The organism is Bdellovibrio bacteriovorus, assembly GCF_001592735.1.
GTDB classification, from domain to species: Bacteria; Bdellovibrionota; Bdellovibrionia; order Bdellovibrionales; family Bdellovibrionaceae; genus Bdellovibrio; species Bdellovibrio bacteriovorus_D.
This window is the reverse complement of the sequence record NZ_LUKE01000006.1, coordinates 365,025-376,624: the sequence shown is the minus strand read 5'-3', so window position 1 is coordinate 376,624 and position 11,600 is coordinate 365,025. Positions and strand designations below refer to the sequence as shown.

General features: G+C 46.6%; 11 protein-coding genes and 1 pseudogene. 2 read left to right on the top strand and 10 right to left on the bottom strand.

The features are described from left to right. Together AZI86_RS18655 and AZI86_RS18650 are read right to left on the bottom strand one after the other, a co-directional pair. Positions 1–639 (bottom strand): annotated as a pseudogene (locus tag AZI86_RS18655) (tail fiber domain-containing protein); the annotation flags it as partial. Between the two features lie 162 nt (positions 640–801). After that, positions 802–1,455 carry a class I SAM-dependent methyltransferase gene (locus tag AZI86_RS18650; protein WP_061836794.1) on the bottom strand — a complete coding sequence of 218 codons (654 nt, stop codon included), beginning with the start codon at positions 1,453–1,455 and terminating at the stop codon, positions 802–804. A 47-nt stretch (positions 1,456–1,502) separates the two neighbouring features. On the opposite strand from AZI86_RS18650, the gene AZI86_RS18645 reads away from it, so the two are divergent. Continuing rightward, complete coding sequence (locus AZI86_RS18645; protein ID WP_253716026.1) at positions 1,503–1,757, top strand: glutaredoxin; 255 nt, start codon at positions 1,503–1,505, stop codon at positions 1,755–1,757. 49 nt (positions 1,758–1,806) lie between these two features. On the opposite strand, the gene AZI86_RS18640 is transcribed toward AZI86_RS18645, so the two are convergent. The 4 genes from AZI86_RS18640 to dnaK form a co-directional block, all read right to left on the bottom strand. Beyond that, entirely contained in the window at positions 1,807–2,892 is a 1,086-nt protein-coding gene (locus AZI86_RS18640) for a tRNA dihydrouridine synthase (protein WP_061836792.1), read from the bottom strand. A gap of 13 nt (positions 2,893–2,905) precedes the next feature. Beyond that, a complete protein-coding gene (locus AZI86_RS18635; protein ID WP_061836791.1) occupies positions 2,906–3,418 on the bottom strand; it encodes a DUF6580 family putative transport protein in 513 nt (170 codons plus the stop codon). A 52-nt stretch (positions 3,419–3,470) separates the two neighbouring features. Next, entirely contained in the window at positions 3,471–5,408 is a 1,938-nt protein-coding gene (acs, locus tag AZI86_RS18630; RefSeq protein ID WP_061836790.1) for an acetate--CoA ligase, read from the bottom strand. Between the two features lie 176 nt (positions 5,409–5,584). Further along, complete coding sequence (gene dnaK / locus AZI86_RS18625) at positions 5,585–7,501, bottom strand: molecular chaperone DnaK (protein WP_061836789.1); 1,917 nt, start codon at positions 7,499–7,501, stop codon at positions 5,585–5,587. 355 nt (positions 7,502–7,856) lie between these two features. On the opposite strand from dnaK, the gene AZI86_RS18620 reads away from it, so the two are divergent. After that, positions 7,857–8,126, top strand: a complete 270-nt coding sequence (locus tag AZI86_RS18620; RefSeq protein WP_061836788.1) for a hypothetical protein — start codon at positions 7,857–7,859, stop codon at positions 8,124–8,126. A gap of 32 nt (positions 8,127–8,158) precedes the next feature. Here the strand turns inward: AZI86_RS18620 and AZI86_RS18615 are convergent, their stop codons facing one another. The 4 genes from AZI86_RS18615 to AZI86_RS18600 all read right to left on the bottom strand — a co-directional run bounded on the left by AZI86_RS18615 (position 8,159) and on the right by AZI86_RS18600 (position 11,388). Beyond that, positions 8,159–8,815 (bottom strand): hypothetical protein, encoded by a 657-nt coding sequence (locus tag AZI86_RS18615; RefSeq protein WP_061836787.1) that lies wholly within the window; start codon positions 8,813–8,815, stop codon positions 8,159–8,161. A gap of 87 nt (positions 8,816–8,902) precedes the next feature. Continuing rightward, positions 8,903–10,015 carry a molecular chaperone DnaJ gene (gene dnaJ / locus AZI86_RS18610; RefSeq protein WP_061836786.1) on the bottom strand — a complete coding sequence of 371 codons (1,113 nt, stop codon included), beginning with the start codon at positions 10,013–10,015 and terminating at the stop codon, positions 8,903–8,905. 106 nt (positions 10,016–10,121) lie between these two features. After that, complete coding sequence (locus AZI86_RS18605; protein WP_253716025.1) at positions 10,122–10,826, bottom strand: tetratricopeptide repeat protein; 705 nt, start codon at positions 10,824–10,826, stop codon at positions 10,122–10,124. A 4-nt stretch (positions 10,827–10,830) separates the two neighbouring features. Next, positions 10,831–11,388 (bottom strand): type IV pilin protein, encoded by a 558-nt coding sequence (locus tag AZI86_RS18600; protein WP_061836785.1) that lies wholly within the window; start codon positions 11,386–11,388, stop codon positions 10,831–10,833. Positions 11,389–11,600: the final 212 nt, after the last annotated feature.

Genomic DNA, 11,600 nt, shown 5'->3' with positions numbered 1-11,600 from the left:
AAGATCCCCACCCGCAGAACCCGTCGGTGCTCCGCCCCCACCGCCACCCGTTTGGTCGGCGATACACACAAATTTTGTTCCGTTAAAAGTAATGACTTCATTGGCTCCGCAAGTGGCTGATGGCATCACAGATTGCAAAACAAAATCAGTCACCGGTTTACCCGAAAACTTTGCGGCATTTCCCGCAAAACCCGCGTAAGGAACTGAACGAATGATTGAATCAGGTGTGATCACTCTCCATCCCGCACCATCATAAAATGAAACACGCAAACGACGAGTGTCATCAAAAGCCGGCGTGTAAGTAGAACCACCAAAACACGTCAAGGGACCTGAGTTATTAAATGCATCTAGTAAAGTAAAACCCGCGCCTGCAGGATATGACTTAATGCCTGAACCAATCGGCGTATCAAAAACACCTTTGGAATTGCGCATGTCCACGCCATCGCGTTGTTCTTTATAAAGCACGCAACTGCCATCCGGACTTGTCACGGTGAATTCAAACGAAACGCTGCCGTATTCCAATCCTTGGCCATTGATACCAAGAATACGACCTTGATAGGAAAAAGTAGGAGGAGCCGCGAATGTTGAATTCGAGAATATTAGAATGAGGCTAAATAGTGTCGGCAGAATCCATGCCATTATTCATTACTCCATTGACGTTCCGTACAGTTCTTTTCGGTGGAATAACAAAAAATCTTGATAGACGATTCTCAGACTAAGACGCGTTGGAAGGAATTGAGCTTATTTGAGTTTTTCTTGTGTGAGCGGTCCTCACAACAACGAAATAAAAATGGAGGAGCCTTACATTTTTTGAAATACAAAATACGGACTTTGGCTGTGCAGCAACTGCAAGCGATATTTCTGCGCAATCCAATTCATCACATTTTCAGAGTAAAAAACCACATGCGTCAGATCACGGCGATAATGCCAATCGTGAAAAACCGCTTCCCCCCGATGAGCCGAAGTCATGATGGCGAGCAAACCCCCGGCTTTTAAAAGCCTTAGCTGTCTTTCAATTTCCGTCTTGGGATCGTAAAGGTGTTCCCAGACTTCCGTACTAGTGACGGCGTGATAAGTCTTACGCAGCTGATCCTGATCGGGAAAATAATAAAGATCATAGTTGGAAGGCATAAAGCCTTTTTTCAATAACAAAGTCGAAAGAAACGCGGTGGGACCACACCCATAATCCAACACGGATAACTGCGTAATATCGACGCCTGCCGAACGGAAATAACTTTCTAGCTTTTTCACCAAGGGTTCTAAGAATGCCTGATACCCAGCGGTGGATTCGTTTTGATGTTGATCGTAACGCTGCTTTTCAAGATGGGGTGCTAAGCGCTCCGCAGGATCCATAAAGATCAAATCGCACTCGGGACAGTGAAAATAGCTGCGCTCAGGTTTTTTTACGACCTTAAAACGAGCTGGTTGTGCGGAGTCACAGAGAAGGCATCGCATACTTATACAAGACTTGTCTGCCGCACCAGAGTATGTCAAAAAGAATTATGGCTAAAGTTTTAATGTACAAAAAAAATCCCTGCCCTTATTGCGATCGCGCCGTCAACTTCCTTGAAGGTCGAGGTATTGAGTTTGATGTGATCGATTTGACCAACAAAATGGATGAGCTTGACCGCATCAAAAACGAGACCGGCTGGCGCACAGTTCCTATCATTATGATTGATGGTAAGTTGATCGGTGGGTATTCGGATCTCAAAGCGTTGGATGATGAAGGCAAGTTAATGCCGATGTTAGGGAAATAGATGACGGTAAGCCAGAGCTTCGGTTCGGCCACGGGCCGAACGCGGCTCGCTATTGACGAAGCTCAGTTCGAGGACACATTTCGACGGTGGCTTCGAAAAATTTCGCAACTGCGATCAGCATTTCATCAATAGTCCGCGCCTTCGCACAAACACCCGTTAAGGCGTTTCCAAAATCCAACCATACATGCGTCGTGCGCACATAAAAGCGCACTTTGCGTAAAGCCAGATCTTCACCAAAATAAAAACGACAGCGTTCAATAAATTTTAATAAAAACCGACCGTATTCAGCGCCTTCTTCTTGCGGCGTGCGGGGTGCTTTTTGATTTTCTTTTCCAAGTGGATTGGCAAGTCCCAACTCTTCCCCTAATTGCCACAGCATCCAGGGCCGTGCGGCTAGGCCACGTCCCGCCATCGCCATGTCACAGCCGGTTTCTTGCAACATCAAGACCGCGTCTTCCACGGTTTGCACATCACCATTACCAATCACGGGAAAATCTACGGCCTTATGCAGTTGTTTGATTTGTTCCCAGTCCGCCCAACCTCGACGTTTTTGGGCTGCGGTTCGCGGATGCAAGCACACCCACGAAGCGCCCGAGTTTCTTAAACCCATTACGAAACTTAAAAGCTCATCAAACTCTTTGGTGCTGCCGACGGCGCGCAATTTCACACTGACCGGAACGCTTGAATTTTTAACCGTCATGCGCACGACTTCGGCGGCATACGCGGGGTCCCCCATCAGGGCCACACCGTAATTGTGTTTCAGCGCTTTTTGCACGGGGCACCCCATGTTGATATCAATGCCTTCAGCACCCCATTCGATCAAGCGCTTCACACTTTCAGCGATCTCAGTTTCTTCATTCCCCAGAATTTGCGGGACAAGCCCTGTTTCCGTCGGCGCTCGCAAAGTTTCTGGAGTTTTTTCTAAATCCTCACCAGGGATACGACGAGAATTTAACATCTCTGTCGGCCAAATCGTAAATGCATCTGCAGGCAAATATTCGCGCATGGATTCGCGCAAAGCCACATGTGTCAATCCCACCATCGGCGCTAAACATAAGGGGAAGTTGACCTTCCCCTTTAAGATGGGACGATGAAGTCCCAGTTTTTTATTTTCTGAATGCGCCAAAGACGACATCGATTTTTTTTATCTAAACAGACTGTTTAGCAAAGGACGGGCTGACTTTTTTTAAAGTCTCATAAGCCCCAAACAAGACGGCGGCAAAGAAAAGGTCACCGGCGACTTGGTTTCCAAAAAATGGAATCGCAGCGACGTAGCACTCGACAAGTCCAGCCCAAGTTTTCGCGTACATGGATTGCATAAGCCACACGCCAAAATTTGAGACCAAGAAAAACACCGCGCTTGTCACTAGTGATAAAGTTCCCACTTTCAAAACGCTGCGTTCTTCACGCAAAGTCCAACCGATCAAAACGGTGGCTAGAAATGCGCCGTAAACAAAAAGCATGGTTTCATGAAAACCCAAAACCAAGTCGCTTAAGATTAAAGCCGCAATCGGGATGAACAAAGATTGTTTTTTTGATGGAAAGTAAGCTCCCCCGAAAAGCGCCATCGCACCAATCGCTGTAAAATTCCAAGGATGAGGAATTAAACGACTGAAAGCCGCCACTAAAACCATCAATACAAGAGCAAAAATCTGATTCATAAAATATCCTTTTTCAACGTGCGCAGTGCGCCGTAGCCCTGGCGTAGGCGTATCACCGATTCAAACGCTTGTCTACCAGATCCTGTACGACAGAAGGGTCTGACAAGGTCGATGTATCCCCTAATTGCTCAGGAGCATTTTCCGCAATTTTTCTTAAAATACGACGCATAATTTTCCCCGAACGCGTCTTTGGCAGGCCCGGAGCCCACTGAATTAAATCAGGACTAGCGATCGGCCCGATTTCTTGGCGCACAGTTTGGATCAGTTCTTTTTTTAGCTCGTCACTGCTTTGAACACCTGTTTTTAACGTCACAAAGGCGTATATCCCTTGGCCCTTAATATCATGCGGGTAGCCCACCACGGCGGCCTCCGCCACTTTATTGTTGGCCACTAAAGCAGATTCAATTTCAGCGGTTCCAAGGCGATGTCCCGAAACATTGATCACGTCATCCACACGACCCGTGATCCAATAATAACCATCTTCATCGCGTCGACAACCGTCACCGGTAAAATAGTAACCCGCGTAGGTAGAAAAATAAGTTTCTTCAAAACGCTTATGATCGCCGTACACCGTGCGCATTTGACCAGGCCAAGAATCAGCAATTGCTAAAACTCCCTCACCCGCGCCGGTGATTTCTTGACCTTCATTTGTCAGCAAGATGGGCTTCACCCCGAAAAATGGCAATGTCGCAGATCCAGGTTTTGTCGCGATCGCCCCCGGGATCGGCGTGATCATGTGACCACCCGTTTCGGTTTGCCACCAAGTATCTACGATGGGACAACGTCCTTCGCCGACGACATCATTATACCAATGCCACGCCTCTGGATTGATCGGCTCCCCCACAGTTCCTAAGACGCGCAAAGATTTGCGCGATGATTTTTTAACAAAGTCGTTCCCTTCGCGCATCAATGAACGAATGGCCGTCGGAGAGCTATAAAATAAACTCACCTGATGTTTATCCACGACCTGCCAAAAACGGGATGCATCGGGATAAGTCGGCGTGCCTTCAAAAATCAAAGAGGTCGCCGCATTAGCAAGGGGTCCATACACCACATAACTGTGACCAGTCACCCACCCCACATCCGCCGTGCACCAGTAAATATCGTTTTCATGACAATCAAAAACATACTGGTGCGTGATGCTGGCCCATAACAAATATCCACCCGTGGTGTGTAAAACCCCTTTGGGTTTTCCCGTAGATCCAGAAGTGTACAAAATAAATAATGGGTCTTCCGAATCCATTTCTTCGGGCTCGCACTGATCACTGATACCTTTCACGGCTTCGTGATAATAGACGTCACGGTTCGCGGTCATATCGTGCTTTTCTTGGGAGTAATTAAAGACCAAAACTTTTTCAACGGACGGGGTTTTCGCCATCGCTTTATCAATATTATCTTTTAACGGCACAACCTTGCCGCCGCGATAACCGGCGTCTGCCGTGATGACTAATTTTGATTTTCCATCATTCACCCGATCCGCAATCGAGTCCGGAGAAAATCCCCCAAAAACCACCGAGTGAATCGCGCCAATGCGCGCGCACGCTAGCATCGCGTAAGCCGCTTCTGGAATCATCGGCATGTAGATCGTAACGATGTCGCCTTTTTTTGCGCCTAATTTTTTAAGCACATTTGCCATCTTGCAAACTTCGGTATGTAACTGACGATAAGTGATTTTCTGAGTTTGGTGATTCGGGCTATCCGGTTCAAAGATCAAAGCGACTTTGTCGGCGTGGTGACCCAAGTGTCGGTCGATACAGTTATAGGAAACATTAAGCTTTCCGCCGGTAAACCACTTGATACTGACTGGTTTATGAAAGCTCGTGTCTTTCACCTTGGTCCACTTTTTCATCCAGGTCAGGCGATCGGCTTGGCCGGCCCAGAAGTGTTCCGGATCTTTCATCGATTCTGCGTACAATTCTTTGTACTGAGTTTCGTTGATCCAAGCTTTTTGAACAAAGTCGGCTTTGGGCGGAAATTTTTGATTATGCATCGTCACCTCTAAATGGCTTTCAATAGATACTTAGATGGTAATCTATTGAGAATCGAGGTCAATGGTTCGGCGTTCCAATAAAAAAGCCCCCAGTGTTTTGCACTGGGGGCTTGTAAGTACGTTTAGGTCGGTAAGCCGGGCCTGCGTTCCCGCGCTTTGCGCGGCAAGCGGCTCGCTTAATTCACGTCTTTGTAGTCAGCGTCGATCACGTCGTCGCCGTCTGCTTTTTCCGTTTTTGCCTCATCACCACCGGCGCCGCCAGAACCGTTGTTCTCGCCGCCTGGAGCTGCACCTTGTTTTTTGTACAACTCGCCCGTGATTTTATGAGTCACGCCTTGAAGAGTGTCAAAAGCCGCTTTCAATTGATCAGCTTCTGCTGATTTATTTTCCAAGACTTTTTTCGCATCCGCAATCGCCTCGTTCGCCGTTTTCACCTCAGCTTCAGGCAATTGGCTGCCAGAATCTTTGATCAACTTCTCAGTTTGGTAAACCAAGTTGTCGAGGTTGTTGCGAGCCGAAGCCGCTTCTGCTTTCTTTTTATCTTCTTCCGCATGACCTTCAGCATCGTTCACTGCGCGTTTGATCTCTTCTTCAGAAAGACCGGATTGCGCCGTGATTTTGATTTGCTGAGACTTACCAGACGACATGTCTTTTGCACTGACGTGCAAGATACCATTGGCGTCGATATCGAAAGTCACTTCAACTTGAGGAACCCCGCGTGGAGCTGGTGGGATGCCCATCAACTCAAAACGGCCCAAAGTTTTATTGTCTGTCGCCATCTTACGTTCCCCTTGAAGAACGTGGATATCAACCGCAGGTTGATTGTCCGCAGCCGTAGAGAACACTTGCGATTTCTTAGTCGGAATCGCCGTGTTACGCTCAATAAGCGGAGTCATCACACCACCCAAGGTCTCAATACCCAAAGACAATGGAGTTACGTCTAACAACAAGACATCTTTCACATCACCGGCAAGAACACCACCTTGAACTGCAGCACCAACGGCTACAACTTCATCGGGGTTCACGGTACGATTTGGTTCTTTACCAAAGAAATCTTTAACGGCTTTTTGAATCGCTGGGATACGAGTCGAACCACCCACTAGGACGATTTCATCGATATCTGAAGCTTTCAAACCAGCGTCCGCCAAAGCCTTACGGCAAGGTTCCATCGAACGTTTTACTAGATCTTCTGTCATTTGATCGAATTTTGCGCGAGTCAAACGAGTTTGAAGATGTTTAGGACCTGATTGGTCCGCCGTAATGAACGGCAAGTTGATTTCAGTTTCTTGGGCTGATGAAAGTTCAATTTTTGCTTTCTCTGCCGCTTCTTTAAGACGTTGCAACGCCATTTTGTCGTTCTTAAGATCAATACCTTGATCTTTTTTGAACTCAGAAATCAACCACTCAAGGATCACAACGTCAAAGTTGTCACCACCTAAGTGAGTGTCCCCGTTCGTTGCACGAACTTCGACGACACCGTCACCCACTTCAAGAACAGAAACGTCAAACGTTCCTCCCCCGAAGTCATAGATCACGATTTTTTCGTCTTTCTTTTTATCCATTCCGTAGGCCAATGCCGCTGCCGTCGGCTCATTGATGATACGTTTCACATCAAGACCCGCGATACGACCGGCGTCTTTCGTCGCCTGACGTTGAGCATCGTTAAAGTACGCTGGAACTGTGACAACCGCTTCAGTGACCGGTTCGCCCAAATAGTCTTCCGCTACTTTTTTAAGTTTAGCTAAAACGGCGGCTCCAATTTCTTCTGGAGAAACAGCTTTACCTTGAACTTTGAAAGCAGTGTCGTTCCCTTTCTTTTCTACATGATAAGGAACAAGTTTGATTTCCTCAGCCACTTCTTCAAATCGGCGACCGATGAAACGCTTAGACGAATAGATCGTGTTTTCTGGATTCGTAACAGCTTGGCGTTTTGCAATTTGCCCCACCAAACGATCTCCGTCCTTTGTGTATGCTACAACGGAAGGAGTGGTACGAGCGCCTTCTTCATTCACAAGCACTTTCGGCTCTCCGCCTTCCATGATTGCGACGCAAGAATTCGTCGTTCCTAAGTCGATACCAATAATTTTACCCATACCAATAATCTCCCTTTTTACTTAAAATCTAAAACTAGCAGGAGGCCCGCTTCCCGCCCCGCGGGAACGAAAGGCCCGGCTTACCGCCGTCTATCTGTTTAAGATAGATTCCATGAGCTAAATGTGGGCTGTTTTTCAAGTTCGTCAAGCTACGCTAAGAAAAATTATGTGACAATATTTTAATCAGTCATTTCAAGGGGTTTTAAGTGATTTTTAGGGTTATTTTTATCGCGTCTAAGGCCCATCTCCCGAGTGATGCCTAAAGTCTAGGCGCATTACGAACTTTAAATACTGTTCTCATAGCTTTTCCCTGGGCGAGGTTTAAACTTGATGAATGGGACATTTAACTCTCAGAATGATCGGAATTTTAATCGCTTCACTGATGATGTTTGGTTTAGCCCAAGCAGAAAATCGCGCCGAAAAATCAGAAGAAAAAGATGAAGTGAGCAGTTCTTCGAGCGAAGAGTCCTCCAAGGAAGAGCGCGATAAAAAAGCGAAAGAGGATAAAGCTGCCGAACGTTTTCGCGCGCAACAAAGTATTCAGCGCGCCTTACGCGATCAAGGACAAGCGCATGGGCCTATTGCTCCAACGACTCCAGCCCAACCGCCGACGAAATCAAAATAAGACTTTTTGTTAGCTTCAGAAAGCGCATGATTTTATTTAATAAAAAGCTCTAAAACTCTCTCAGACAAGTACTCGCTGGCGGGGGCACTTATATGCAGTCCATCCGGCAGCAAGCTTTGCAAAGAGTATCTCTGACCGTTCTGGGTGATATGCCCGTCGATTAAGACTTTTCTTAGCATCGAATTGAGCGGCAATACCTTGCATAGATTTTCGGTTTTACAAAGCTCATGGATTTTTGCGTTCAGATTTCGCGCGTGTGGCTGAAACTGGGGGCTGAGTTCTGGAATTTCCCCTAAAACCAGCGGCAATTTTAATTTCGTCGACAGAGTCTTTAAATTTTCTAGAGCTTTAAAGCTTTCTTGAATCGAGCCACCAAAAGAATCCCAGAAAAACAAGTCAATACCGATAATCGCCGTGCGATCTTTCAACGAAGACTCCGTCACGGATCTTAAAACTTCACGAGCAGGTTTTCCGTTGCGAGCAATGACTTTGATTTGATCATTGGAAGTGTATTTCAACGCCAACCGCTTGCCGGGACTGGGGGTCAGAAAGTCAGCACTGACACTCGCACCCACAATTAACGGACGCTGCAAAATATCTTTAATTTGCGACGGGCTAGCTTCAGCCATCGCGATGGAAGTGATCGACATAATAAAAACTGCTTTCGCCAAAAATGAAAAAAGGCCCATACATCCAAGTATGCGGCCGTTTTTGTTCTTGTCGAGGTCCTGAAGCCTATTCTGCGTGGGCACCCCAGTGACCACGCAAAAATTTAGCTACTTCTTCCGCCCAAAAAATCCGCCACCTTCAGAACTCACCTTAATACCTTTGGCTTTGGCGATTTCGCGAAGGGCTTCTTCTTCTTTTTTGTCTAACTTGTCTGGGAATTCGACTTGCACTTGGAAGTAAATATCTCCACGTCGGCTGCCACGCAACGAAGGAAGTCCTTCACCACTGAGCTTGACATTATCGCCCACTTTAATGCCGCGAGGAACTTCTACTGTTGCTTTACCAGTGACTGTCGGAACTTCGATTTCTGCTCCTAAAAGCATTTGCACGTAAGGCACATTTAAGACTGAAAATAAGTGTTCACCTTCACGCTCAAATTTTGGATGTTGTTTTACGCGAATTTCGACGAACAGATCTCCTGGAGGACCGCCCATGTAACCGCCCTCCCCTTCCGTGGCGACACGCAAGCGAGTTCCGGTGTCGACACCTGCTGGGATATTCAGACGGATTTTACGGTGCTCAGCCAAGCGACCTTTACCCTTACAAGGTTTGCACGGGTTTTTGATGATGGTGCCATTTCCTTGGCACGTGGGACATGTTGAAGCCATAGCAAAAAAGCCCTGCTGCCGCACGACTTGGCCTGAACCTCCGCAAGTACCGCAAGTGGTGGGTTGAGATCCTTTTTCTGCGCCACTGCCATTGCAAGTATCGCAGTTTTTTTCTGTATCAAATTCGATTTCTTTTTCAGAACCCGTAATGACATCTTTTAAGGTCACTTCGGTGACGTAGCGTAAATCAGATCCGCGGCGCGGCTCATTGCGACTGCGGCGTTGACGTTGTTGACCACCGCCACCAAACAAGTCCCCAAAGATATCACCAAAGTGAGAGAAGATGTCTTCCGCATCCGTGAACCCACCGCCACCTCGTCCACCATTAGCAAAAGCGGCATGCCCAAAGCGATCGTATTTTGCACGTTTATCTTGATCGCTTAAAACTTCATAAGCACCCGCGGCCTCTTTGAATTTCTCTTCGGCTTCTTTATCGCCCGGGTTTTTATCGGGATGAAACTGCATCGCAAGCTTACGGTAAGCTTTTTTAATAACATCGGGTTCAGCATCGCGAGCGACGCCAAGAATTTCGTAGTAATCTCTTTGAGCCATATTTTTACGCTTCGTCCTATAGGGTTCACCCAAAATATGGGAACAGCTAAGGATTCGTCAATGTCTCGAGTGAAAATTAAGGATTTAAAGTATGGACGCAACGCTTCTATTGTGAAGCTTTGTTGGATTGTTCCGCCTTTATGGCGTTTATTTTATCTCGCAAGCGATTTACAAACTGATCTTCTAGCTTTTGATCAACCATTTGCTGCAACAATTTTTCAGCCAAATCCAGATATCCGGCATCAGAATACAATCGACCGGCGAGGGAATAGACCCACGGAGGCGCGCCATTGTTTCCTGCTTTAATAAGCAATTCTGCCGCCCTGCTTTTATCTTTAGTTTCATAAAGGTGGTGATACGCAGCCCGGTATAGAATAGGCCAATCTGTCGGATAAGCCCTAACTCCCTTTTCAAGGAACTTTGTCGCCCCGTCAATATCTGAAATTATGATAGTCAGAGCAAGCCCTCCGACGGCATATGGCATGCGAAATCCAGGCGACAGGTCGGTAACCGCATCTAACATACGATACAACCAGGAATTATTTTTACAGACTCTTTTAGCAACTTCTTGCTCGCAGTAATCAAAGTCCTGGATAGCACGAATCCACAAACTATCAGCGATCACCTCTTTATAACCTACAGAGATATGTTGGATATATGCTGGTGGCGCAATCAGTCGACGCACCTCATTTGAACCGTTTACATTTATAAAAGAAGAGTAAACTAAAAGCGTAAACGCAAAAATCCCAAGCAATATGCCTGGGATTTTTTTTAGAACCTTTCTGCCAATAGAGACTTCAGATTCTAGCATTTTACTAGTTAATACCTGGAACTCGGTTTCTGAGATCTTTATTATTATCGATCGTCCATTCATCTGTCGTAGCTCCATAAATTAAAGCATGAGCGGCCACTGTGAATGAATTGAGCGCCAAAACTGCATTTGTTGGAGCAGGTGGAGGGTTGCCAGTAAGACCGTTAAGCACTGTGCAGCCGAAGGCCATATTTCCGTTGGCGCCACAATATGTACCAGTGGTCACAGCCGTTCCCGGAAGAGCCGTAGGTGGGTTATTAAAACCTTGAGCGGTCCCAGCGTTTGTTGTTGCCGAAAAACCCGCATTGTAGCGTAGCTTACCTTCTGGCGAATAGCCGATAGCGCCGAACATGCCATGATATGCAGAGTACTCCGCAAAGAAAGCCTTCTCGGAAGTATAAATCGAAGACAAGATTGTCTTCGCTTCAGACTGACGCGCTTTCGCGATGTATTTGTTAACTTGTGGTACCGCGATTGACGCGAGAACCCCGATGATGGCAACTACGACCATCAACTCAACGAGCGAGAAGCCCGACTGAGATTTACGATTTTTCGAGAACATTCCAAACCTCCAATGGTTTTATTTTGTGTACGTACATAAGTGTGTCAAATGTAGTTATTGATTACAAGAGGGGTCCGAAAAAGTCCTGTTCACTATCGTTTTCCAGGAGCGAAACGGACACCCGACCAAAAACTAGCTTTCTACTTATCGGCTAGACTTGCAAATTATGAATACGTACACAGCTTTATTACTAAGCTAAAATAAAAGCTGAA

What these genes read in the sequence shown, in the direction of transcription:
- AZI86_RS18640 (WP_061836792.1), bottom strand. Translation starts at nt 2,892, where the DNA reads ATGTCGTCTTTGGCGCATTCAGAAAATAAAAAACTGGGACTTCATCGT.
- AZI86_RS18650 (WP_061836794.1), bottom strand. Translation starts at nt 1,455, where the DNA reads ATGCGATGCCTTCTCTGTGACTCCGCACAACCAGCTCGTTTTAAGGTC.
- AZI86_RS18635 (WP_061836791.1), bottom strand. Translation starts at nt 3,418, where the DNA reads ATGAATCAGATTTTTGCTCTTGTATTGATGGTTTTAGTGGCGGCTTTC.
- AZI86_RS18605 (WP_253716025.1), bottom strand. Translation starts at nt 10,826, where the DNA reads ATGCTAGAATCTGAAGTCTCTATTGGCAGAAAGGTTCTAAAAAAAATC.
- AZI86_RS18600 (WP_061836785.1), bottom strand. Translation starts at nt 11,388, where the DNA reads ATGTTCTCGAAAAATCGTAAATCTCAGTCGGGCTTCTCGCTCGTTGAG.
- AZI86_RS18645 (WP_253716026.1), top strand. Translation starts at nt 1,503, where the DNA reads ATGGCTAAAGTTTTAATGTACAAAAAAAATCCCTGCCCTTATTGCGAT.
- AZI86_RS18615 (WP_061836787.1), bottom strand. Translation starts at nt 8,815, where the DNA reads ATGGGCCTTTTTTCATTTTTGGCGAAAGCAGTTTTTATTATGTCGATC.
- AZI86_RS18620 (WP_061836788.1), top strand. Translation starts at nt 7,857, where the DNA reads ATGATCGGAATTTTAATCGCTTCACTGATGATGTTTGGTTTAGCCCAA.
- acs (WP_061836790.1), bottom strand. Translation starts at nt 5,408, where the DNA reads ATGCATAATCAAAAATTTCCGCCCAAAGCCGACTTTGTTCAAAAAGCT.
- dnaK (WP_061836789.1), bottom strand. Translation starts at nt 7,501, where the DNA reads ATGGGTAAAATTATTGGTATCGACTTAGGAACGACGAATTCTTGCGTC.
- dnaJ (WP_061836786.1), bottom strand. Translation starts at nt 10,015, where the DNA reads ATGGCTCAAAGAGATTACTACGAAATTCTTGGCGTCGCTCGCGATGCT.